The organism is Shewanella sp. 492, from assembly GCF_059338445.1.
This window is the reverse complement of sequence record NZ_CM181702.1, coordinates 4002838-4027118: the sequence shown is the minus strand read 5'-3', so window position 1 is coordinate 4027118 and position 24281 is coordinate 4002838. Positions and strand designations below refer to the sequence as shown.

The window sequence follows — 24281 nt, the reverse complement described above, 5'->3', positions numbered from 1 at the left end:
AATATTATGTAATTTTGTGACATCTGTTAATCTTCCTCTTTTAGACTTTTGGCGTAGATCACGCGAAAAGTCTCGATTTTCCCTACCTTAAACTTGCTTTGAATGTGCGAAAAGGTATACTTTCGCAAGCTTTTTGTACCTCGTCAGTGAACGGATATTTGTAGTCCGGTCATAGAAACAAAAAGTATGAATGCGGAGAAGATGAATTGAGCAAGGTTTTAGCACGTCGTGGCCGGTGGTCTGCCTATAAGTTGGTGATGATGCAGGCGGCGATGGCTGGGGGTGTTTCGATTGTCTTTTTCGCCGTGTGGGGAGCTCAGTTTGGACTATCTGCGTTAGCAGGCGGTGCAATTGCTGTACTCCCTAATTTTGTATTCGCGACCCTCGCTTTTTCCCACACGGGAGCAAGTTCAGCAGGAAAAGTTATGAAAACTTTTTACTGGGGGGAAGCGGTAAAGTTGCTGTTAACCATTGCTATGTTTTCGTTAGTGTTTATCAATCTTAAAGTCGTATTTATGCCGCTTTTCGTTTGTTATGTTGCTACCTTATTCGTACATTGGACAGCTCCTTTATACTTCAAGCAAAGTTAAGTGGGATGAATCATGGCTGCAACTGGTGAAGCGTTAACACCGCAGGGCTATATCCAGCACCACCTTACCAACTTACAGGTTGGCGAAGGCTTCTGGACATGGCACATTGATTCGTTGTTCTTTTCGGTTGGGCTTGGTGTTCTATTCTTGTGGCTATTCCGCAGTGTTGGCAAGAAAGCAACGACAGGTGTTCCCGGTAAGCTTCAATGCTTTATCGAGATGATCGTTGAATTCGTCGACTCTAGTGTGAAGGAGACCTTCCACGGCCGCAATCCTGTTATTGCTCCGTTGGCGCTAACTATTTTTATGTGGGTATTCATGATGAACTTCATGGATATGATTCCAGTTGACTGGATTCCATCACTGGCAGCTGCTGCTGGTATCCCATACATGAAAATTGTGCCAACTACTGACTTAAATATCACCTTCAGCTTAGCTATTGGTGTGTTTGTGCTGATTATCTATTACAGCATCAAGGTCAAGGGCATTTCAGGTTTTGTTAAAGAATTGACATTACAGCCTTTTAACCATAAGGCAATGATACCCGTCAACCTCCTATTAGAGTCAGTTACTCTGATCGCTAAGCCTATTTCATTGGCATTGCGTCTATTTGGTAACTTGTACGCAGGTGAGTTGATCTTCATCCTTATTGCGCTGATGTATGGTGCTAACATGGCGTTATCTGCCCTAGGTGTGACATTACAACTAGGTTGGTTAATCTTCCATATTTTAGTTATCACTCTGCAGGCGTTTATCTTCATGATGCTGACGATCGTATATCTCAGCATGGCACATGAAGATCATTAAGGGTTGCTGAAGAAATTTTTTTTAAGCTAAATCACTAACTAACTAAAGATTTAGAATACTGGAGATAGAGATGGAAACTGTATTAGGCATGACAGCTATCGCTGTTGCTCTACTGATTGGTATGGGTGCTCTAGGTACCGCTATCGGTTTCGGCCTACTAGGTGGCAAGTTCTTGGAAGGCGCTGCGCGTCAACCAGAAATGGCTCCTATGCTACAAGTTAAGATGTTCATTGTTGCTGGTCTATTGGATGCGGTAACCATGATCGGTGTAGGTATTGCACTATTTATGCTGTTTACTAACCCACTAGGTGGCATGCTAAAACCTGCGGTAGCAGCTGTGGTAGGTTAATCAACGCTTCTGTCTTTAATCTAACTAGGAGGCTGTTGTGAATATCAACGCTACCCTAATCGGTCAGACGGTTGCCTTTATTATCTTCGTGTGGTTCTGCATGAAGTTTGTTTGGCCCCCTTTGATGAATGCCATCGAAGAGCGTCAAAAAAGGATAGCCGACGGTCTAGCTGATGCTGATCGTGCTGTAAAAGACCTTGAGTTGGCACAGGCGAAAGCCACCGACCAACTAAAAGAAGCTAAGGCAACTGCTAACGAAATCATTGAGCAAGCTAATAAGCGTAAAGCTCAGATTGTCGAAGAGGCCAAAGCCGAAGCAGACGCTGAGCGTGAAAAAATTATCGCTCAGGGTAAAGCAGAAATTGAAGCTGAACGTAATCGCGTGAAAGAAGACCTGCGTAAGCAAGTCGCCTCTCTAGCCATCGCTGGCGCAGAGAAAATCCTTGAGCGTTCGATTGATGAAGCCGCCCACAGTGACATAGTTAATAAACTAGTTGCTGAAATTTGATAAGGGAGTTGAGTTATGGCTGAAATAACCACCATCGCTCGTCCTTACGCAAAGGCAGCGTTTGACTTTGCTCTTGAAAAAGACACAGTAGAAAGCTGGGCAGAAATGCTTAGTTTTGCAGCTCAAGTCAGTGAAAACGAGACGATGAAGCCGCTACTGTCTGGCGCATTAGCCAGTAACCAGCTTGCAGAACTTTTTATTAAAGTGTGCGGTGAGCAGGTCAATGAGCAAGGTCAAAACCTGTTAAAGGTAATGGCTGAAAACGGTCGTTTGGAAGTACTTCCTGCCGTATGTGAACTCTTCCAAGGGTTCCGCAATGAGTGGGCGAAAGAGGTTGAAGCACATGTTGTTTCTGCCACTGAGCTTAGCGCAGAGCAACAACAGCAAATCGGTGCTTCTCTAGAGAAACGTCTCACACGCAAAGTTAAGCTGAATTGTAGCGTAGATGCCAGCCTAGTCGCTGGTGTAATTATCACGGCAGGCGACCTAGTCATTGATGGCTCGGTCAGCGGTAAACTAAACCGTCTGTCTGATACGCTGCAGTCGTAATTGGGAGTTTGAGCATGCAACTGAATTCCACTGAAATCAGCGATCTGATTAAACAGCGGATCGAGCAGTTCGAAGTCGTTAGTGAAGCTCGCAACGAAGGTACTATCGTTGCAGTAAGTGACGGCATCATCCGCATCCACGGCCTAGCCGATGTGATGCAAGGTGAAATGATCGAACTGCCTGGTAACCGTTTCGCAATCGCGTTGAACTTAGAACGTGATTCTGTCGGTGCCGTAGTTATGGGTCCTTATGCCAATTTGGCTGAAGGTCAAAAAGTTAAAACAACTGGTCGTATCTTGGAAGTTCCAGTTGGCCGTGGTCTATTAGGCCGCGTAGTCAACACATTGGGTCAACCAATCGACGGTAAAGGACCTATCGACAACGATGGTTTCTCTCCTGTTGAAGTTATCGCACCAGGTGTTATTGAACGTAAGTCAGTAGATCAGCCAGTGCAAACTGGTTATAAAGCCGTTGACTCTATGATCCCTATCGGTCGTGGACAACGTGAATTGGTAATTGGTGACCGTCAGACTGGTAAAACAGCGCTAGCGATCGATGCCATTATCAATCAAAAAGACTCTGGCATTAAGTGTGTATACGTAGCAGTAGGCCAAAAGGCTTCTACCATTGCTAACGTAGTTCGCAAACTTGAAGAGCACGGCGCATTGGCTAACACCATTGTTGTGGTTGCAACCGCTTCTGAAGCTGCTGCACTACAATACTTGGCGCCATATTCTGGCTGTTCAATGGGTGAATACTTCCGTGATCGCGGTGAAGACTCACTAATCGTCTATGATGACCTGTCTAAGCAAGCAGTTGCTTACCGTCAGATCTCATTGCTACTTAAGCGTCCTCCTGGACGTGAAGCATACCCAGGCGACGTTTTCTATCTTCACTCACGTCTACTAGAACGTGCTTCACGTGTAAACGTTGAGTATGTTGAGAAGTTCACTAAAGGCGAAGTTAAGGGCAAAACAGGCTCTTTAACAGCACTGCCGATTATTGAAACTCAAGCGGGTGACGTATCTGCATTCGTACCGACCAACGTAATTTCGATTACCGATGGTCAGATCTTCCTTGAAACTGACCTATTTAACTCGGGCTTACGTCCAGCAGTTAACCCAGGTATCTCTGTTTCTCGTGTTGGTGGTGCGGCGCAGACTAAGATCATCAAGAAACTGTCTGGCGGTATCCGTACTGCACTTGCACAGTATCGAGAGCTTGCGGCGTTCTCTCAGTTTGCATCTGATCTTGACGATGCAACTCGTGCTCAGCTTGAGCATGGTGAGCGTGTTACCGAACTAATGAAGCAAAAGCAATACGCGCCAATGAGCGTAGCTGCTCAGTCTGTGTCTATTTTCGCAGCTGAAAAAGGTTACCTAAAGGCTGTTGAGCTTAAAAAGATCGGTGATTTCGAAGCTTCTTTGCTCTCTTACATGAACAGCGAGCATGCTGACCTAATGAAGACTATCAACGAGACTGGCGATTATAACGCCGACATCGAAGCTGGTCTGAAGGCTGGCCTCGACAAGTTCGTAGAAACCCAAACCTGGTAAAGACCCAGAGGTGTCTTAAGGCACCTCAGGTCCAGATTGGAGAGTAAAGATGGCCGGCGCTAAAGAGATTAAAACCAAGATCGCGAGTGTTCAAAACACTCAGAAGATCACATCTGCGATGGAAATGGTTGCAGCCAGCAAAATGCGCAGAGCGCAGGAACGCATGGCAGCGAGCCGTCCATATGCAGAAAATATGCGTAAGGTGATCGGTCACGTGGCGCAAGGTTCTCTCGAATATAAGCATCCTTATTTGGAAGTGAGAGAGGCTAAGCGTGTTGGTTACATTGTAGTGTCAACCGACCGTGGTCTTTGTGGTGGTCTGAACGTTAACCTTTTCAAAAAGGTTATCGCAGACGTGAAGAAGCAACGTGAAGCCGGTGCAGAAGTTGAATTCTGCCCTATTGGCGCACGCAGCGTACAATTCTTCAATAGCTTTGGCGGTAAAGTGTCTGCTTCTGCTTCGGGTTTAGGCGATGCTCCAAAGCTCGCTGACCTGATCGGAACAGTACGCGTAATGCTACAAGCTTACAACGAAGGCAAGCTAGATCGTCTGTATGTGGTATTTAACAAGTTCGTTAATACCATGAGCCAGACGCCTGTGATCGAACAGCTGCTACCTTTGCCTAAGTCGGATAGCGATGAGATTTCTCATCATTGGGATTATCTATACGAGCCAGATCCAAAAGAAATTTTGGAAAAACTATTGGTTCGCTATGTTGAATCTCAAGTTTATCAAGGTGTTGTCGAAAATATCGCATCTGAGCAAGCAGCCCGTATGGTTGCTATGAAAGCTGCGACAGACAATGCTGGTGAGCTTATCGATGACTTGCAGTTGGTCTATAACAAAGCCCGTCAGGCTGCGATTACGCAAGAACTGTCGGAAATTGTTTCTGGTGCCGCTGCAGTTTAGGCTGGGTAACGAATACAAGTTTTAGAGGATTAATCATGAGCACAGGTACTGTTGTCCAAGTAATTGGCGCGGTTGTGGACGTTGAGTTTCCACATGATGCCGTACCTCAGGTTTATGACGCTCTAGAGATCAAAAGTGAAGGCTTGGTGCTGGAAGTTCAGCAGCAACTTGGTGGTGGTGTAGTTCGTACCATCGCTATGGGTACTTCAGATGGTCTGCGTCGTGGTCTTGAGGTAGTAAATACAGGTTCACCTATTTCTGTTCCGGTTGGGGTGAAAACTCTTGGCCGTATCATGAACGTACTAGGTCAACCTATTGATGAAGCGGGTCCTATTGGTGAAGAAGAGCGTTATGAAATTCACCGTGAAGCTCCTTCATACGAAGATCAATCAAGCACGACTGAACTGTTAGAAACAGGTATCAAGGTTATTGACCTTGTATGTCCGTTTGCTAAGGGTGGTAAAGTCGGTCTGTTTGGTGGTGCGGGTGTTGGTAAAACAGTTAACATGATGGAACTGATTAACAACATCGCTAAAGCACACTCTGGTTTGTCAGTATTCGCTGGTGTAGGTGAGCGTACTCGTGAGGGTAACGACTTCTACTACGAGATGGAAGAATCTGGTGTTCTCGATAAAGTGGCCATGGTTTATGGTCAAATGAACGAGCCTCCAGGAAACCGTCTACGTGTGGCACTGACTGGTCTGACTATGGCTGAAAAGTTCCGTGATGAAGGTAAAGACGTACTATTGTTCGTCGATAACATCTATCGTTACACCTTGGCGGGTACTGAAGTATCTGCACTGCTAGGCCGTATGCCATCAGCAGTAGGCTACCAGCCAACATTGGCTGAAGAGATGGGTGTTCTTCAGGAGCGTATTACTTCAACTCGAACTGGTTCTATTACTTCAGTTCAAGCGGTATACGTACCTGCGGATGACTTGACGGATCCGTCACCAGCAACAACCTTCGCTCACTTAGATGCGACTGTTGTATTGTCACGTAACATTGCTTCGCTAGGTATTTACCCAGCGGTTGACCCATTGGACTCGACTTCACGTCAGCTAGATCCATTGGTTGTTGGCCAAGAGCATTACGACGTAGCTAGTGGTGTACAGACTGTACTACAACGCTATAAAGAGCTTAAAGATATCATCGCGATCCTAGGTATGGACGAATTATCTGATGAAGATAAGACCACTGTATCTCGTGCGCGTAAGATTGAAAAATATCTTTCTCAGCCATTCTTCGTAGCAGAAGTATTCACCGGTTCTCCAGGTAAGTACGTTTCTCTAAAAGACACTATCCGTGGCTTTAAGGGACTATTGGAAGGTGAGTTTGATCACATTCCAGAGCAAGCGTTCTACATGGCTGGTTCTATCGACGAAGTTATCGAGCGAGCTAACAAAAAATAATCGGGCCCTAGGCTTGGTATTTTAAGGAGAACGGATGGCAGCCATGACAGTACAACTTGATATTGTAAGTGCAGAAAGTAGCATCTTTTCAGGTCTTGTAGCACACCTACAGGTAACTGGTAGTGAAGGTGATTTAGGTGTTATGCCAGGTCACGCTCCTTTGCTTACACCTATCAAACCTGGCATGGCGCGCATCGTCAAGCAAGATGGTAAAGAAGAAGTGTTCTATCTTTCAGGTGGTATCCTGGAAGTACAACCTTTTTCGGTATCCGTATTGGCTGACGTGGTATTGCGTGCCGAAGAGATTGATGAGCAGGCAGCTGTAGAAGCCAAGCGTCGTGCAGAAGCCCATATGGCTGATGCTGGTGCAGACTTAAACTATGCCGCTGCAGCGATTGAATTAGCTCAGGCTATCGCTCAATTGCGCGTTGTAGAAACCATCAAAAAGAACATTGCCAGATAAGGTTATTGTTTGATTATAAAAGGCGCCTCTGGGCGCCTTTTTTGTATCTAAAATCAGTTGATGGGAACCGCTATAACGTGACAGATACAGATCTTTCATTACACTGATACTGTTACTATTTGGCTATTTATCTCTGGTTGAAGAGAGCTCCAATGCTGCACGTGCTTATAATTGTTAATGACGCCCCCTATGGTTCAGAACGCTTATTTAATGCTTTACGCTTGGCAATACAGCTCAATGAGCAAGAATCACCACCAGCAAAGGTAAAGCTCTTCTTATTGTCAGATGCCATCACCGCAGTACTGCCTAAACAAAACCCCAATGAGGGTTACAATATTCAGCAGATGCTAGAAATTATTATCGCCCAAGGTAGTGAGGTGAAGTTCTGTGGCTCCTGTATGCAGGCTCGTGGCTTTGGTGAATTAGCGGTGATTGAAGGTTGCCAGGTTGCCACTATGGATGATTTAGCCCAATGGATATTAACCACGGATAAAAGCGTGACTTTTTAACTGTTAACAATGAGCGACGTTTTAATGAGCCCGTCATTCGCTTTTACATGCTCAATCCATTAAAATCACCCCCACAAAAAATTGACCTCATTATTTAAACCAGCATTAGCTCAAGGATAACCCATGGCACTGAATGTAGTGATTTTGGCCGCAGGCAAGGGAACCCGCATGCGCTCAGATCTTCCTAAAGTTCTTCACCCGATTGCCCACAAAAGCATGGTGCAACATGTGATAGATACCGCGCATAATGTGGGTAGCGATACCATTCAGCTGGTGTATGGCTATGGTGCCGATAAGCTGCAAGCCAGTTTAGGTGAGCAGCAACTTAACTGGGTGCTGCAAGCCGAGCAACTGGGTACCGGTCATGCTGTGGCGCAAGCCAACGACAATATTAATGATGACGATACCGTGCTGATTTTATACGGTGATGTGCCCTTGATTCAGCCATCGACTCTTCAGGCGTTGCTTGCAGCCCGCGAAGCTAATGGTTTGGCTATTTTGACTGTTAATCTGCCCAATCCAACGGGCTATGGTCGTATCGTGCGTGAGGCGGGTAAAGTCGTTGGTATTGTCGAGCAAAAAGATGCTAATGCCGAGCAGTTAGCCATTAATGAAGTGAATACCGGTATTATGGCAGCGCCAGGTAAACAGTTAAAAGAATGGCTGGGTCAATTATCATCGAATAACGCGCAAGGTGAATACTACCTTACCGATATCGTGGCTATGGCTCATCGCGATGGGGTTGCGATTACCACAGCCCAACCGCAGTCGGCTATTGAAGTGGAAGGCGCTAATAACCGCGTACAGTTAGCCCAACTTGAACGTGCTTATCAGGCGCGCGCCGCTGAAAAACTGATGCTAGCAGGGGCAAATCTTAGAGATCCAGCTCGTATCGATATTCGCGGTGATGTTAGCGTGGGTATGGATGTGATGGTCGATGTGAATGTGATATTCCAAGGTAAAGTGACCATAGGTAATAATGTGACCATTGGCGCAGGCGCGATTTTAATTGATTGCGACATTGCCGATAACGCGGAAATCAAACCTTATTCGATTGTTGAAAATGCCATTGTTGGCGAAAAAGCCAGTGCAGGACCTTTTGCGCGTTTGCGCCCCGGCGCCGAACTTAAACGTGATGCTCATATTGGTAATTTCGTTGAGATGAAAAAAGCCGTGTTAGGTGAAGGCTCTAAAGCGGGTCATTTAGCTTATATTGGCGATGCGCAGATTGGCGCGGGAGTGAACATCGGTGCCGGCACCATCACCTGTAACTATGATGGCGCCAATAAACATCTTACTGTGATTGAAGATAATGTGTTTGTCGGCAGTGATACTCAGCTTGTAGCGCCTGTTACCATAGGTAAGGGCGCAACATTGGGCGCGGGTTCGACCATAACCCGTGATGTAGCGGCCGATGAGCTCGTTATTACTCGTGTTAAGCAGCGCCACTTAAGCGGCTGGACTCGTCCCGTTAAGCTAAAGAAGTAAAACACGGTATTAAGTTTGGAGTTGAATACCACAATTAAGCGACCTTACTGGGTCGCTTTTTTATTGCTAGCTCATTGAAGTGCATGAAATTTAACCGCTAAGGCGCAATAAATTGAACTGGCTCACCTTGCAATGTAAATAGATGTAAAGAAACTTAAATAAAAACGATTCTCATTTATATTTAGCGCAACTTTTTCTGTTGTCGTTTTTAGTTATGGGGTTGTTATGTCAATCAAGGGCGCTGCGTTTAAATACTCGAGTGTAGGTTTAGCGGTTATAGCTGCATTAGCCAGTGTGTCAGTTTCGGCTGATGAAGCGGGTAATACTACTGCCGATGCTAACATAGAACGTATTACGGTTACCGGCCGTACCTTTAACGATTATAAAGTGGGTGTTGCTTCTGGCGCCATGCGTGGCGATATTGATTTAATGGATACTCCTCAGTCTGTTGCCGTCATCCCTGATTTTGTCACTGATGAGCAGTTAGCAACTAACCTTTCTGAAGTATTGGTGAATGACTCAAGTGTCACTGGTGGTAGTGAGAAATGGAACCGCCAAGTGTTTAATATTCGTGGTTTTGAGTTGTCTTCAGGTTCAGGTTATTTGATCAATGGCCAGCAACAGTGGTCTCACTATGTGCAGCCTATCGAGACATTGCAGCAGGTTGAAGTGCTCAAAGGTCCATCTAGTATGCTATATGGTCAGTCTGGTCCTGGTGGATTGATCAACATGGTGACCAAAAAGCCAACCTATGACACCATGTTTGAGGTCGGTTTCGATACTGATGAATACGGCTCTACCCGCGTACAACTCGATGCTGGCGGTAGCTTAAACGAAGCTCAAACTATGCGCTATCGCACTGTGTTGGTTAAGCAAGATACACAATACTGGCGTGACTATCAGGATGACACTAATCAAGAGCGTGACCGTTGGTTAGGTTATCTAAATCTAGAATTTGATATTACCGACGACCTTCTGTTGTCACTCAAATATGATCATACCCAAGATAAAACCGGTATTGACCGTGGTGGTTGGTTAAACCGTGACGGTGAGTTGATTGGTGGCCGTGACATTATCTGGGATATGCCGTGGGCGTTTACCGACAATACTATTACTAACTTGGGCGCCGAACTGACTTACCACATCAATGATGATTGGAAAGTTAAAGCCGGTTATAACGACCAGCAGTTTAATCGTCAGCGCCTAGACTCGTCACCTAGCTTAGTAAAGGGCTCTGAAAACCCATTCCAAGACGGCTACACAGTCAGCCCATTTGATAGATACGACGATTGGCAGCACAAAACTGGCTTTGTTGATATCACGAGTAAATTCAGTACGGGCAGTTTTGAGCATCAGTTCTTAATCGGCGCCAATATGCTGGATTACTATTACGGTCAGTTGAAAGACTCTGGACCTAAAGGCCAGGTGGTGATGCCGGGTCAGCCGCTTGCCAGACCCGATCTTGATTACCATAGAGATGACACTAAATATGAAAGTGATTACAAACACTATGGTTTCTATATCCAAGACTTGATCAGCATTAACGATAGCTGGCAAGTATTGGCGGGTGTGCGTTATGACGAGCAGAAAAAAGAGGGTGCGGGTAATAATAGTTATGCTGTGTCGCCAAAATTTGGCGTGATCTACTCGCCAATGGATAATGGCAGTATCTATGTTAACTACTCTAAGAGCTTCACACCGCAAGGCCAGGTTAACGATGCCGAAGATGTTAACGATAAGATGAACCTTAATCCTGAGTATGGTGAGCAATACGAAATCGGTACTAAGTGGGAGCTATTTGATGGCAGCTTACTACTGACGGGAGCCGTATTTGATATCACAGTCTCTAACGTCACGGTAACCGAAGAGCTTGATGTTATCGCTAGTGTCGATAAGCAAACCATTACCACCCAAAGCGGCGAGCAGCGCCATAGAGGCTTTGAGATGGGAGCGCAGGGTCAAGTCAGTGAACAGTGGTTTGTAACCAGTTCAATGATGTATCTGGATGCCGAGTATGTTCGTCCAGCTGCTGACAGCTTGAATGGTAAGACTCCTGTTGATGCTCCTGAGTGGTCGGCAAACGTCTGGACTCGTTATGAAATGACTGATGATCTAGCGTTTAACTTCGGTGCTATCTATGTGGGTGAGCGTTTTGCCAATACCAGCAATAGCATCAGCAAAGATAGCTACGTACGCTTTGATATGGGCGCGGCTTATAGTATGGATATCTTTGGCAGCGACATGAATGTGCGACTCAATGTGAAAAACCTATTCGATACCGACTACCTAGCTGGCGGTACTAATACCGATGTCACGGTTGGTGAAGGGCGTCATTTCAGCCTAGCATTAGAAGCTAAATTTTAACATAAGCTCATAGTGATGATATAAAAGCCTCTGTCTTATCGGATAGAGGCTTTTTGCTATTTAAGGCATTTGCCATTTTTTAAGCTTCAAGTCTGGCAAAAAAGTTTCGTTTCATTATAATCGGCTTTCGAAACGAAACTTAGCAGCCACTTTTATGAATAAACGCAACACTCAACAGCGTCGACATAGCATTATCGCCATCCTCAATGAGCAAGGTGAAGTGAGCGTTGATGAGTTATCGTTACGTTTCGATACCTCTGAAGTTACCATTCGTAAAGATTTAGCCGCTTTAGAAAAAACTGGTCTTTTACTGCGCCGTTACGGTGGCGCGGTTGCCATTCCCGATGAAGTTACTTTGCATTTTAGTGCCAAGGTTGCACCCAATAAATTAGCCATTGCCGCGGCAGCGGCTAAATTAATTAAAGATCATAACCGCATCATTATTGACAGTGGCAGTACGACCTCTGGTTTAGTGCAGCAGCTTAATGATAAGCGTGGCTTAGTGGTGATGACCAATGCGCTGCAATTGGCCAATGCCATACATGAGTTGGAAAACGAACCGACATTATTGATGACCGGTGGCACCTGGGACCCGCACTCTGAATCCTTTCAAGGACAAGTTGCCGAACAGGTATTACGTTCATATAACTTTGACCAACTGTTTATCGGCGCTGACGGCATCGATCTCGAGCGTGGTACCACCACTTTTAATGAATTGACGGGCCTGAGCAAAGTGATGGCCGAAGTCTCGCGCGACGTTATCGTGATGGTTGATTCAGATAAAATTGGCAAACGAATACCGAATTTAGAGCTGGCATGGCAACAGATAAGCGTGCTGGTGACAGACGACCGCATTGATACCGCGGTGGTTAAAAAAATTACCGAGCAAGGCGTTGAAGTGATCTTAGCCCCTTACTCAAACTAGCTTTTATTTTTAAACCTTAAGATTAGCGTGTAGGAAAACATTATGTGTGGAATTGTTGGCGCAGTAGCGCAACGGGATGTTGCAGAAATTTTGGTCGAGGGGTTACGTCGTCTCGAATACCGCGGTTATGACTCAGCCGGTGTGGCGGTTATCCACAATGGCGAGCTCAAGAGTACGCGCCGCGTGGGTAAAGTACAGGAGCTCTCTAGTGCGTTAGAGCAAACGCCATTAGCGGGCGGCACAGGTATCGCCCACACTCGCTGGGCAACCCATGGTGAGCCAAGTGAGCGTAATGCCCATCCACATCAATCATCTGGCGACATTGCCGTGGTGCATAACGGCATTATTGAGAACCACAATAAACTGCGTGCAATGCTAAAAGGCTTAGGTTACGTATTTACCTCTGATACCGATACCGAGGTGATTTGTCACTTGGTGCATCACGAGCTTAAGTCGCACGACACCTTATTGGCAGCGGTACAGGCAACGGTAAAACAGCTAGAAGGTGCTTACGGCACTGTGGTGATTGACCGTCGTGATTCTGAGCGCATGATCGTGGCGCGTTCTGGTAGTCCGTTGGTGATAGGCTATGGCTTAGGCGAAAACTTTGTTGCCTCCGATCAGCTAGCACTGTTACCTGTGACCCGCTCTTTTGCTTTCTTAGAAGAAGGCGATGTGGCCGAAGTGACTCGACGCCAAGTCTCAATTTTCGATATTGACGGTAATCCTGTTGAGCGCGAAGTGAAAGAGTCTGAAGTGACTCATGATGCGGGTGATAAAGGCGAATACCGTCACTACATGCTCAAAGAGATCTATGATCAGCCACGTGCGATTGCCCATACCTTAGAAGGCCGTATTGCTGGTGGTCAGGTATTGGACTCGGCGTTTGGCGACAATGCTGCAGAGTTTTTAAAAGACATTAAACACGTGCAGATCATCGCCTGTGGTACCAGTTATCACGCCGGCATGGCGGCGCGTTATTGGCTTGAAGATTGGGCGGGGGTGTCATGCAACGTCGAAATCGCCTCTGAGTTCCGTTACCGTAAGTCTCACCTGTTCCCCAATAGCTTGTTAGTGACTATCTCTCAATCGGGTGAAACGGCCGATACGCTTGCTGCACTGCGCTTGGCTAAAGAGATGGGTTATAAAGCCACCATGACCATCTGTAACGCGCCGGGTTCATCTTTGGTGCGTGAATCAGATATGGCTTACATGATGAAAGCGGGCGCCGAAATTGGCGTTGCGTCAACCAAAGCCTTTACCGTGCAGTTAGCCGGATTGCTGATGTTAACGGCCGTGATTGGTCGTCATAATGGGATGTCTGACGAGATGCAGGCAAAAATCACCCAGAGCCTACAATCTATGCCTGCCAAAGTGGAGCAAGCACTGGGCTTAGATGATGCCATTGCCGAACTGGCGGAAGACTTTGCCGACAAGCATCACGCACTCTTTTTAGGTCGTGGCGATCAGTATCCCATCGCGATGGAAGGGGCGCTAAAGCTAAAAGAGATCTCTTATATTCATGCCGAAGCTTATGCCTCGGGTGAGCTTAAGCATGGCCCGCTAGCGCTTATCGATGCCGATATGCCTGTGATAGTGGTGGCACCTAATAACGAGTTACTGGAAAAGCTTAAGTCAAACGTGGAAGAAGTGCGTGCTCGTGGTGGCTTAATGTATGTGTTCGCCGACAAAGATGCTGAATTTGAGTCAGACGACACCATGAAGGTGATCCCTATTCCTCATTGTGATGAGTTTATGGCGCCACTGATCTACACCATTCCGTTGCAGTTGCTGTCATATCATGTGGCACTGATTAAAGGCACCGATGTGGATCAGCCACGTAACCTGGCAAAGTCGGTCACGGTTGAGTAATAAAATCGATTCACGATAGTGATTGGTTAACCGATAGCAAAAGCCTCCTTTTGGGAGGCTTTTGCTTTTATTCATACAATGAGGCGGGTTGGTTCATGACTGTGATTTGGTACAGTATATGCTAGGAAGGACAGTAACTACTTAGGCCTAATGGCATTGCACGACGATTTTCTATTCGTTTCCATACCTTATCATGAAAATAAAACACCACAGTGTTAACCGCTGGCTCAATAAGGGCTACCGCGCCACCAATAACTAAGCTACCCGTTAATAGGTAAGTAATCGTAAAGGCAACGCTAAAGTGCAGTATTGCAAAAGTGAATGTCTTAGCCATGATGAAACTCCTCTTTAATTAAGGTAAATGATATTCGTTATCATTTGAGTTCTAAAGAGGTTAATGTCGATAGGGCTAAAAGAGTTTTTAGATTGACCGCAGGTATATGCGAGTTATCAATATAAGCAAGCCGCAGTGATGCGGCTTGCTTAGTAGGTGAGCCTATTCGTGGTTAATAGTGCCAAGGGAATTTAGAAAAATCTTGCTCACGCTTCTCTAAAAAGGCATCTCTGCCTTCTATGGCTTCATCGGTGCCGTAGGCTAAGCGAGTCGCTTCACCGGCAAACAGTTGTTGGCCGACGAGTCCATCATCGGGCAAGTTAAAGCCGTATTTAAGCATGCGCATGGCGGTGGGTGATTTCGAGTTGATCTCTTTGCCCCAATTTAATGCTTCGATTTCCAGCTCTGCATGGGGCACTGAGCGATTGACCATGCCCATATCGAACGCTTCATCGGCACTGTAATTAAAACCTAAGAAGAAAATTTCACGGGCACGTTTTTGACCAATCATTTTAGCAAGATAGGCGCTACCGTAACCTGAATCGAAACTGCCCACATCGGGATCCGTTTGCTTGAATATGGCGTGTTCCTTCGAGGCGAGAGTGAGGTCACATACCACGTGTAGGCTATGACCACCGCCCACCGCCCAACCTGGGACGACCGCAATCACCACTTTGGGCATAAAGCGGATAAGCCGTTGCACTTCTAATATATGCAACCGTCCCATGCGAGCGATATCGGGCTTACCCTCTTCTGCACCTTCGTATTTGTAGCCATCTTTGCCACGAATGCGTTGATCGCCGCCGGCACAAAAAGAGTACTGCCCTTTAGCCGATGGGCCGTTACCGGTTAATAGTACGCAGCCAACATCAGACCATTGGCGCGCATGATCTAAGGCGGTATAGAGTTCATCAACGGTTTTAGGGCGAAATGAGTTAAGGCAATCAGGGCGATTGATAGCAATACGTACCGTGCCTTGCTCTTTAGCCCTGTGATACGTGATATCTTCAAATGCAAATCCGCTGACTTGCTCCCAAAGGCTTGGGTCAAAAATATCGGAAACTTGGTCTGTCATATGGATTACCTTGTGTCTGTATTGTCAATTGAGACGAATCGCCCAAGGCTAGGCTCAATCGTTATAGAGGTCAATTATGGATATAAAAACCGTGCGCAGGGCGCGGCATTGATATCGGCGCTAATGGGAAATTATCGTAATTTATCGCATATGAATAATTGGTTGTCGCGGCTTAATATCGTAAAACGACTGGCGTTATCACCGCAGTATTGTTCTTTATAGGCCATGACAGATTGCTCTGATTCGAAAATACCCTCTAACGCGGCCTGTTCCGCCTTGTTGAGTCGGTTAGCGATCTCTGCCTTTAGCTGAGATAAATGATTATCGACTTTAATAATTTTCGTGCCTGTCATTGAGTCGAGTTTTCGCTCAGCTTTTTGCATAAGCGCATCGGCTTGAGCCATTGGCTCATCGAGCTTATTGGTTTCGGTTGCAAGGTAATAGAGTAGCCCTGCACCTGCGCCTAAAATAATCCAGCCTCTCATTATTTCTCCAACCATGATGAACAATTTGTGATAGAAAAGGTATAATAAGCCAGTTTTCATGGAATATTAAAGCTGTAAGGCTGTTAAATATGAACGCAGAATCAAATAAAAAGGACTATTCGAAGGTTGAGCGAATCAAAATTCACCAGCCTGATGTAAATAAGTCCGACCGCTTCAATCCCCGCAATCGTATTTATGTCAGAGCAATACAAGGGTTTTGGACCCAGCTGCGCCGCCGTCTAGGTTGGGTCGCAATATTGTTCTTCCTTATATTACCTTGGATCCCATGGGGTAATAGGCAAGCGGTATGGTTTAACCTAGGTGAGCAAAAGTTTCACATCTTTGGGTTGACCATTTGGCCGCAAGATTTAACCCTGTTAGCCGCACTCTTAATGATAGCCGCTTTTGGGTTGTTTTTTGTGACCACCTATCTTGGTCGAGTCTGGTGTGGCTATACCTGTCCGCAAACGGTATGGACCTTTATCTTTATTTGGTTTGAAGAAAAGCTTGAAGGTGCACGTAACAAGCGCATTAAGCTTGACCAAATGCCATGGAGCTTTAATAAGGTATGGCGTAAAACCGCAAAGCACCTCGCTTGGTTGCTAGTGTCCTTGTTAACAGCCATGACCTTTGTCTCCTATTTTGTTCCCACCACAGAAGTGTATGCCGAGGTATTCAGTGGCACCGCATCTGGCGGGGTTTACTTCTGGGTCATGCTTTTTACCTTAGCGACTTATGGCAATGCTGGTTGGATGCGCGAAATCATGTGTACCCACATGTGTCCCTACGCTCGTTTTCAATCGGCCATGTTCGATAAGAACACCTACATCGTTGGTTATGACACTAAACGGGGTGAAGCCCGAGGTCCTCGCTCGCGTAAAGCTGACCCTAAAGAGCTAGGTTTAGGTGATTGCATCGATTGTGACTTATGCGTTCAAGTGTGCCCGACAGGTATCGATATCCGTAACGGTTTACAATATGAATGTATTAACTGCGGAGCATGTATTGATGCTTGCGATAACACCATGGAGCGTATGGGATATCAAAAAGGCTTGATCGCTTACACCACCGAAAACAAACTCGATGGGATAAAAGAGAAAGTATTAAGACCAAAGCTGGTCGGTTACGGTGCGGTGTTAGCCATCATGATCGTTATCTTTGTCTATGCCAGTGCCACCATTGCCCCTGTTCGTGTTGATATTATCCGCGATCGTAATCAGCTATTTAGAGTCAACAACCAAGGATTAATTGAAAACACCTTCACATTAAAGATACTCAATAAGACCGAAGCGCCGCATGAGTACCAGTTGGGCGTAGAAGGATTACCCAATTACAAATGGTATGGCCCGCAAACGGTCACCATTAATGGTGGCGAAGTGTTAACTCTGCCAGTCAGTATTGCGGTCGATCCTGTTGAGCTTTCGCGCCCCATGATAAAAATCGACTTTAAAGTGACGACCATCTTAGATGGTGAAAAGGTAGAGGCTACACAAGAATCGCGATTCTTCGGCCAATAACCGCCAACAAGTGTACGAACACAAACAAGAAAGGGGCTAACTAGCCCCTTTTTTATACGTATCGTTTGATAAGTATTCACTCAATAGTAAAAGTGTTACTTTCTTTCAAAAAGCGCTTGCGCCCATCCGAGAACTGCCTATAATGCGCATCCACTGACACGGCACAGCAGGCCAACTACCTAGGTAGTACGGGACTTGCAGCGGTGTTAGGAGTTGAACTCTTCGGAGATTAACTCAGGTGATAAGCGCTTTTAAGGGCTTCGATTGATGACTTCTGTTTAAGAAAGCATCGCTTGGAAAACTTCTTAAAATAAGCACTTGACGCCAACAACGGGGCGTGTAGAATACGCATCCCTAAGCCAACGACCTAGCGTCAACGGCGGCTAAATGAAAGATTGATTCTCTCATGCTAGCAACGCTCTTTAACAAGATAAAACAAGAAATCTGTGTGGACACTCACAGGTGTTGAGTTAATCGAAATTGCCTAACCTTCGGGTTGGCAATCAAAGAATTAAATCAATGTAACGATGAGTGTTCATAGCAATATGTACAAACGTTTTTAAGATTCTTCCGAGTCTTTTAAACGGAATCAGAATTCATTGAGCCGAATCGCAAGATTCAACAAAACTTTAATTGAAGAGTTTGATCATGGCTCAGATTGAACGCTGGCGGCAGGCCTAACACATGCAAGTCGAGCGGTAACAGGAAGAAAGCTTGCTTTCTTTGCTGACGAGCGGCGGACGGGTGAGTAATGCCTAGGGAACTGCCCAGTCGAGGGGGATAACAGTTGGAAACGACTGCTAATACCGCATACGCCCTACGGGGGAAAAGAGGGGACCTTCGGGCCTTCTGCGATTGGATGTACCTAGGTGGGATTAGCTAGTTGGTGAGGTAATGGCTCACCAAGGCGACGATCCCTAGCTGTTCTGAGAGGATGATCAGCCACACTGGGACTGAGACACGGCCCAGACTCCTACGGGAGGCAGCAGTGGGGAATATTGCACAATGGGCGCAAGCCTGATGCAGCCATGCCGCGTGTGTGAAGAAGGCCTTCGGGTTGTAAAGCACTTTCAGCGAGGAGGAAAGCTTAAGCGTTAATAGCGTTTAGGTGTGACGTTACTCGCAGAAGAAGGACCGGCTAACTTCGTGCCAGCAGCCGCGGTAATACGAGGGGTCCAAGCGTTAATCGGAATTACTGGGCGTAAAGCGTACGCAGGCGGTTTGTTAAGCGAGATGTGAAAGCCCCGGGCTCAACCTGGGAATTGCATTTCGAACTGGCAGACTAGAGTCTTGTAGAGGGGGGTAGAATTTCAGGTGTAGCGGTGAAATGCGTAGAGATCTGAAGGAATACCGGTGGCGAAGGCGGCCCCCTGGACAAAGACTGACGCTCAGGTACGAAAGCGTGGGGAGCAAACAGGATTAGATACCCTGGTAGTCCACGCCGTAAACGATGTCTACTCGGAATTTGGTGTCTTGAACACTGGGTTCCCAAGCTAACGCATTAAGTAGACCGCCTGGGGAGTACGGCCGCAAGGTTAAAACTCAAATGAATTGACGGGGGCCCGCACAAGCGGTGGAGCATGTGGTTTAATTCGATGCAACGCGAAGAACCTTACCTACTCTTGACATCCAGAGAATTCGCTAGAGATAGCTTAGTGCCTTCGGGAACTCTGAGACAGGTGCTGCATGGCTGTCGTCAGCTCGTGTTGTGAAATGTTGGGTTAAGTCCCGCAACGAGCGCAACCCTTATCCTTATTTGCCAGCACGTAATGGTGGGAACTTTAGGGAGACTGCCGGTGATAAACCGGAGGAAGGTGGGGACGACGTCAAGTCATCATGGCCCTTACGAGTAGGGCTACACACGTGCTACAATGGCAAGTACAGAGGGTTGCAAAGCCGCGAGGTGGAGCTAATCTCACAAAGCTTGTCGTAGTCCGGATTGGAGTCTGCAACTCGACTCCATGAAGTCGGAATCGCTAGTAATCGTGGATCAGAATGCCACGGTGAATACGTTCCCGGGCCTTGTACACACCGCCCGTCACACCATGGGAGTGGGCTGCACCAGAAGTAGATAGCTTAACCTTCGGGAGGGCGTTTACCACGGTGTGGTTCATGACTGGGGTGAAGTCGTAACAAGGTAGCCCTAGGGGAACCTGGGGCTGGATCACCTCCTTACCTATACGACTAACTTAATGTTTGTTGAGTGTTCACACAGATAACTTGTTCTTGTTAGAGCAGGTGGCACGTCTTAACGGCGATGCTTGTTCTTTAAAAATTTGGAAAGCTGATAGTGTTAATGTGAAAGGGACTGTGATTGCTTACTTTGTAGGTGGTTATGGTTTGTAGCATTGACGCGAAAATTAAAATTGAGTTCTCAAACACTTAAATCAAGTGCCGAATCATTGTAATGATGATTCATGAGTATTCTTTTGGCGAAAGTAAACACCATTAGTTGCGATACAGCCATCAAGCTTACCCGCTTGATAGGATGTGTTTTGTAAACATTAGTTTGTGAAACTCATTTGGGTTGTATGGTTAAGTGACTAAGCGTATACGGTGGATGCCTTGGCAGTCAGAGGCGATGAAGGACGTAGTAACTTGCGAAAAGCGTTGGCGAGCTAGTAACAAGCATTTGAGCTAACGATGTCCGAATGGGGAAACCCACATGCATAAGCATGTATCACAACATGAATACATAGTGTTGTGAGGCGAACCCGGGGAACTGAAACATCTAAGTACCCGGAGGAAAAGAAATCAACCGAGATTCCCCTAGTAGCGGCGAGCGAACGGGGATTAGCCCTTAAGCGTAGAGGGTGTTAGTGGAATGTGTTGGAAAGCACAGCGGCACAGGGTGATAGCCCCGTACATGAAAACTAACTTTACGTGAAAACGAGTAGGACGGGACACGTGACATCTTGTCTGAACATGGGGGGACCATCCTCCAAGGCTAAATACTCCTGACTGACCGATAGTGAACCAGTACCGTGAGGGAAAGGCGAAAAGAACCCCTGTGAGGGGAGTGAAATAGAACCTGAAACCGTATACGTACAAGCAGTGGGAGCGGTTCTTGAGACCGTGACTGCGTACCTTTTGTATAATGGGTCAGCGACTTACATTTTGTAGCGAGGTTAAGCGAATAGCGGAGCCGTAGGGAAACCGAGTGTTAACTGCGCGTTTAGTTGCAAGGTGTAGACCCGAAACCCGGTGATCTAGCCATGGGCAGGTTGAAGGTTGAGTAACATCAACTGGAGGACCGAACACACGTATGTTGAAAAATGCGGTGATGACTTGTGGCTGGGGGTGAAAGGCCAATCAAACCGGGAGATATCTGGTTCTCCTCGAAAGCTATTTAGGTAGCGCCTCGAGCGAATACCATTGGGGGTAGAGCACTGTTAAGGCTAGGGGGTCATCCCGACTTACCAACCCTTTGCAAACTCCGAATACCAATGAGTACTACTCGGGAGACACACGGCGGGTGCTAACGTCCGTCGTGAAAAGGGAAACAACCCAGACCATCAGCTAAGGTCCCAAAGTTATTGCTAAGTGGGAAACGATGTGGGAAGGCTTAGACAGCTAGGATGTTGGCTTAGAAGCAGCCATCATTTAAAGAAAGCGTAATAGCTCACTAGTCGAGTCGGCCTGCGCGGAAGATTTAACGGGGCTAAGCAATACACCGAAGCTATGGGTACTAGCGCTTGCGCTAGTGCGGTAGAGGAGCGTTCTGTAAGCCGTTGAAGGTGAAGGGGTAACCCACGCTGGAGGTATCAGAAGTGCGAATGCTGACATGAGTAACGATAAAGGGGGTGAAAAACCCCCTCGCCGAAAGACCAAGGGTTCCTGTCCAATGTTAATCAGGGCAGGGTGAGTCGACCCCTAAGGCGAGGCCGAAAGGCGTAGTCGATGGGAAACAGGTTAATATTCCTGTACTTCTGCTAACTGCGATGGAGAGACGGAGAAGGCTAGGCTAGCGCGGCGTTGGTTGTCCGCGTTTAAGGCTGTAGGTGGTGCACTTAGGCAAATCCGGGTGCACATACACTGAGAGTTGACGACGAGGTTCTACGGAACTGAAGTAGTTGATGCCATGCTTCCAGGAAAATCTTCTAAGCTTCAGGTTAGCAGGAATCGTACCCCAAACCGACACAGGTGGTTGGGTAGAGAATACCAAGGCGCTTGAGAGAACTCGGCTGAAGGAACTAGGCAAAATGGTACCGTAACTTCGGGAGAAGGTACGCTCCTGTTGGTGATGAGACTTGCTCTCTAAGCTGACGGGAGTCGCAGATACCAGGTGGCTGCAACTGTTTATCAAAAACACAGCACTGTGCAAACTCGCAAGAGGAAGTATACGGTGTGACGCCTGCCCGGTGCCGGAAGGTTAATTGATTGGGTTATCTTCGGAGAAGCTCATGATCGAAGCCCCGGTAAACGGCGGCCGTAACTATAACGGTCCTAAGGTAGCGAAATTCCTTGTCGGGTAAGTTCCGACCTGCACGAATGGCGTAATGATGGCCACGCTGTCTCCAGCCGAGACTCAGTGAAGTTGAAATTGCGGTGAAGATGCCGTATACCCGCGGCTAGACGGAAAGACCCCGTGAACCTTTACTATAGCTTGGCACTGAACATTGACCCTACATGTGTAGGATAGGTGGGAGACTTTGAAGCAGGAACGCCAGTTCTTGTGGAGTCAACCTTGAAATACCACCCTTGTAGTGTTGATGTTCTAACTCTGGCCCCTGAATCGGGGTTGAGGACAGTGCCTGGTGGGTAGTTTGACTGGGGCGGTCTCCTCCCAAAGAGTAACGGAGGAGCACGAAGGTTGGCTAAGTACGGTCGGACATCGTACGGTTAGTGCAATGGCATAAGCCAGCTTAACTGCGAGACATACACGTCGAGCAGGTGCGAAAGCAGGTCATAGTGATCCGGTGGTTCTGAATGGAAGGGCCATCGCTCAACGGATAAAAGGTACTCCGGGGATAACAGGCTGATACCGCCCAAGAGTTCATATCGACGGCGGTGTTTGGCACCTCGATGTCGGCTCATCACATCCTGGGGCTGAAGTCGGTCCCAAGGGTATGGCTGTTCGCCATTTAAAGTGGTACGCGAGCTGGGTTCAGAACGTCGTGAGACAGTTCGGTCCCTATCTGCCGTGGGCGTTGGATGATTGAAGGGAGCTGCTCCTAGTACGAGAGGACCGGAGTGGACGAACCGCTGGTGTTCGGGTTGTCATGCCAATGGCATTGCCCGGTAGCTACGTTCGGAATCGATAACCGCTGAAAGCATCTAAGCGGGAAGCGAGCCCTAAGATGAGTCATCCCTAGGACTTTAAGTCCTCTAAAGGGCCGTAGGAGACTACTACGTTGATAGGCAAGGTGTGTAAGCGTTGTGAGGCGTTGAGCTAACTTGTACTAATGACCCGTGAGGCTTAACCATACAACCCAAAAGGGTTTCTAACTAAGTGAATACTTAGCGAAAGAATACCGACACTTGATTTAGTGTGACCAATTTTAATCTCTCTTGCTTCTTGAAATACAGGATTGAGAGCAGCTTTTCAAATTTACCAAATTTGTCTGGAAACCATAGCATTGTGGTACCACCTGATCCCATCCCGAACTCAGAAGTGAAACGCAATCGCGCCGATGGTAGTGTGGGGTCTCCCCATGTGAGAGTAGGTCATTTCCAGACGCCTAATACGATAAAGCCCGTTGCTAATGCAACGGGCTTTTTTCGTTTAACCGCTTAAAAATATGACGTTTGGACGTTAATGTATTATTAGTATTTGATATGTTATCTGCAGCGCACTGTGATCTTTATGGCTAACATGCAACGTGAATAGAGGTATAATGCGGTATGAATTGTCGTTTAGGATGTGGTGCATGTTGTATTGCGCCTTCAATAACCAGCCCAATACCAGGAATGCCTAACGGTAAGCCTGCTGGTGTGCGTTGTATCCAACTCAATGATGATAATCTTTGTCAAATTTTCGGTCAGTCTGAGCGACCTGAGCTGTGTGCTCGGTTTGCGGCTACAGAAGATGTCTGCGGCAACACAAACGAAGAGGCCCTTTGGCTTATCACTTCATTAGAAGCAGCGACACAATCCTAGAAGGTTATTTATGCAGTTAACTCGTTATACAGATTTTGGTATCCGCACTTTGATGTATCTAGCACTATTTCCTGAAAGGGAGCAGCTGTTCAGGATTGCTGAAATTACAGAGGTGTTTGATCTCTCCCCTAATCATGTATCAAAGATTGTGCATCATTTAGGTAAAGAGGGTTATTTGCAGACTATTCGTGGTAAGAGTGGTGGCTTTAGGTTGGGGAAATCTGCTGAAGATATCAATATTGGTCAGTTGGTGAGGATTTTAGAAAACTCTTTGGCCCCAATAGATTGCAGTAAGCCCTATTGTCGTTTTACTCCCTCGTGCCAATTAAAAGGTGTATTGGCAGAAGCGGTTGAGGCTTATCTTGCGGTGTTAGACCGTTATACTCTCGCCGATATTATCAGTAACCGCCAAGAGCTTAAGGGGTTATTAACTGATATTTCAATTCCTATCTTAGAGTTATAAAGTCGC

The 24281-nt window shown here is 46.7% G+C and carries 20 protein-coding genes and 3 rRNA genes; 20 read left to right on the top strand and 3 right to left on the bottom strand.

Annotated elements, in window-relative coordinates:
- Nucleotides 1-206: 206 nt before the first annotated feature.
- From AC5YBX_RS17770 to glmS, 14 genes are all read left to right on the top strand, one after another.
- Nucleotides 207-590 (top strand): ATP synthase subunit I, encoded by a 384-nt coding sequence (locus tag AC5YBX_RS17770; protein WP_494520444.1) that lies wholly within the window; start codon nucleotides 207-209, stop codon nucleotides 588-590.
- Between the two features lie 12 nt (nucleotides 591-602).
- Nucleotides 603-1397 carry a F0F1 ATP synthase subunit A gene (atpB, locus tag AC5YBX_RS17765; protein WP_494520445.1) on the top strand — a complete coding sequence of 265 codons (795 nt, stop codon included), beginning with the start codon at nucleotides 603-605 and terminating at the stop codon, nucleotides 1395-1397.
- A gap of 70 nt (nucleotides 1398-1467) precedes the next feature.
- The gene (gene atpE / locus AC5YBX_RS17760) at nucleotides 1468-1746 is read left to right on the top strand and encodes a F0F1 ATP synthase subunit C (protein ID WP_494524188.1); all 279 of its coding nucleotides are present in this window, start codon (nucleotides 1468-1470) and stop codon (nucleotides 1744-1746) included.
- A gap of 37 nt (nucleotides 1747-1783) precedes the next feature.
- The gene (gene atpF, locus AC5YBX_RS17755) at nucleotides 1784-2254 is read left to right on the top strand and encodes a F0F1 ATP synthase subunit B (protein ID WP_494520446.1); all 471 of its coding nucleotides are present in this window, start codon (nucleotides 1784-1786) and stop codon (nucleotides 2252-2254) included.
- A gap of 15 nt (nucleotides 2255-2269) precedes the next feature.
- The gene (gene atpH / locus AC5YBX_RS17750) at nucleotides 2270-2803 is read left to right on the top strand and encodes a F0F1 ATP synthase subunit delta (protein ID WP_494524187.1); all 534 of its coding nucleotides are present in this window, start codon (nucleotides 2270-2272) and stop codon (nucleotides 2801-2803) included.
- A 14-nt stretch (nucleotides 2804-2817) separates the two neighbouring features.
- Entirely contained in the window at nucleotides 2818-4359 is a 1542-nt protein-coding gene (gene atpA, locus AC5YBX_RS17745) for a F0F1 ATP synthase subunit alpha (RefSeq protein WP_494520448.1), read from the top strand.
- Nucleotides 4360-4408: 49 nt separating this feature from the next.
- Complete coding sequence (gene atpG, locus AC5YBX_RS17740; RefSeq protein WP_494520449.1) at nucleotides 4409-5269, top strand: F0F1 ATP synthase subunit gamma; 861 nt, start codon at nucleotides 4409-4411, stop codon at nucleotides 5267-5269.
- Nucleotides 5270-5304: 35 nt separating this feature from the next.
- On the top strand, nucleotides 5305-6681 hold the full coding sequence (gene atpD / locus AC5YBX_RS17735; protein WP_494520450.1) for a F0F1 ATP synthase subunit beta: 1377 nt from the start codon (nucleotides 5305-5307) through the stop codon (nucleotides 6679-6681).
- Nucleotides 6682-6715: 34 nt separating this feature from the next.
- Nucleotides 6716-7144: a F0F1 ATP synthase subunit epsilon gene (locus AC5YBX_RS17730; RefSeq protein WP_494520451.1), complete on the top strand. Its 429-nt coding sequence runs from the start codon at nucleotides 6716-6718 to the stop codon at nucleotides 7142-7144.
- A 152-nt stretch (nucleotides 7145-7296) separates the two neighbouring features.
- Complete coding sequence (locus AC5YBX_RS17725; RefSeq protein WP_494520452.1) at nucleotides 7297-7653, top strand: DsrE/DsrF/TusD sulfur relay family protein; 357 nt, start codon at nucleotides 7297-7299, stop codon at nucleotides 7651-7653.
- 123 nt (nucleotides 7654-7776) lie between these two features.
- Nucleotides 7777-9141, top strand: coding sequence for a bifunctional UDP-N-acetylglucosamine diphosphorylase/glucosamine-1-phosphate N-acetyltransferase GlmU (glmU, locus tag AC5YBX_RS17720; protein WP_494520453.1), 1365 nt, complete (start codon nucleotides 7777-7779; stop codon nucleotides 9139-9141).
- 225 nt (nucleotides 9142-9366) lie between these two features.
- Entirely contained in the window at nucleotides 9367-11505 is a 2139-nt protein-coding gene (locus AC5YBX_RS17715) for a TonB-dependent siderophore receptor (RefSeq protein WP_494524186.1), read from the top strand.
- 154 nt (nucleotides 11506-11659) lie between these two features.
- Entirely contained in the window at nucleotides 11660-12430 is a 771-nt protein-coding gene (locus AC5YBX_RS17710) for a DeoR/GlpR family DNA-binding transcription regulator (protein ID WP_494520455.1), read from the top strand.
- Between the two features lie 42 nt (nucleotides 12431-12472).
- Entirely contained in the window at nucleotides 12473-14302 is a 1830-nt protein-coding gene (glmS, locus tag AC5YBX_RS17705) for a glutamine--fructose-6-phosphate transaminase (isomerizing) (protein WP_494524185.1), read from the top strand.
- A gap of 121 nt (nucleotides 14303-14423) precedes the next feature.
- Here the strand turns inward: glmS and AC5YBX_RS17700 are convergent, their stop codons facing one another.
- The 3 genes from AC5YBX_RS17700 to AC5YBX_RS17690 all read right to left on the bottom strand — a co-directional run bounded on the left by AC5YBX_RS17700 (nucleotide 14424) and on the right by AC5YBX_RS17690 (nucleotide 16196).
- Nucleotides 14424-14636: a DUF2061 domain-containing protein gene (locus AC5YBX_RS17700; RefSeq protein ID WP_494524184.1), complete on the bottom strand. Its 213-nt coding sequence runs from the start codon at nucleotides 14634-14636 to the stop codon at nucleotides 14424-14426.
- 172 nt (nucleotides 14637-14808) lie between these two features.
- The gene (locus AC5YBX_RS17695) at nucleotides 14809-15711 is read right to left on the bottom strand and encodes a 1,4-dihydroxy-2-naphthoyl-CoA synthase (RefSeq protein WP_110457000.1); all 903 of its coding nucleotides are present in this window, start codon (nucleotides 15709-15711) and stop codon (nucleotides 14809-14811) included.
- Between the two features lie 131 nt (nucleotides 15712-15842).
- Complete coding sequence (locus tag AC5YBX_RS17690; protein ID WP_475515371.1) at nucleotides 15843-16196, bottom strand: hypothetical protein; 354 nt, start codon at nucleotides 16194-16196, stop codon at nucleotides 15843-15845.
- Between the two features lie 89 nt (nucleotides 16197-16285).
- On the opposite strand from AC5YBX_RS17690, the gene ccoG reads away from it, so the two are divergent.
- The 6 genes from ccoG (at nucleotide 16286) to AC5YBX_RS17660 (ending at nucleotide 24275) form a co-directional block, all read left to right on the top strand.
- On the top strand, nucleotides 16286-17713 hold the full coding sequence (gene ccoG, locus AC5YBX_RS17685) for a cytochrome c oxidase accessory protein CcoG (RefSeq protein WP_494524183.1): 1428 nt from the start codon (nucleotides 16286-16288) through the stop codon (nucleotides 17711-17713).
- Between the two features lie 630 nt (nucleotides 17714-18343).
- Nucleotides 18344-19888: ribosomal RNA gene (locus AC5YBX_RS17680) — 16S ribosomal RNA — on the top strand.
- Between the two features lie 358 nt (nucleotides 19889-20246).
- Nucleotides 20247-23140, top strand: a 23S ribosomal RNA gene (locus AC5YBX_RS17675).
- A 136-nt stretch (nucleotides 23141-23276) separates the two neighbouring features.
- Nucleotides 23277-23392 (top strand): 5S ribosomal RNA (rrf, locus tag AC5YBX_RS17670).
- Together the 16S, 23S and 5S rRNA genes form the textbook arrangement of a ribosomal RNA operon.
- Nucleotides 23393-23557: 165 nt before the next feature.
- Nucleotides 23558-23812, top strand: a complete 255-nt coding sequence (locus AC5YBX_RS17665; RefSeq protein WP_494520460.1) for a YkgJ family cysteine cluster protein — start codon at nucleotides 23558-23560, stop codon at nucleotides 23810-23812.
- 10 nt (nucleotides 23813-23822) lie between these two features.
- Nucleotides 23823-24275 carry an Rrf2 family transcriptional regulator gene (locus tag AC5YBX_RS17660; RefSeq protein ID WP_494520461.1) on the top strand — a complete coding sequence of 151 codons (453 nt, stop codon included), beginning with the start codon at nucleotides 23823-23825 and terminating at the stop codon, nucleotides 24273-24275.
- Nucleotides 24276-24281 lie beyond the last annotated feature (6 nt).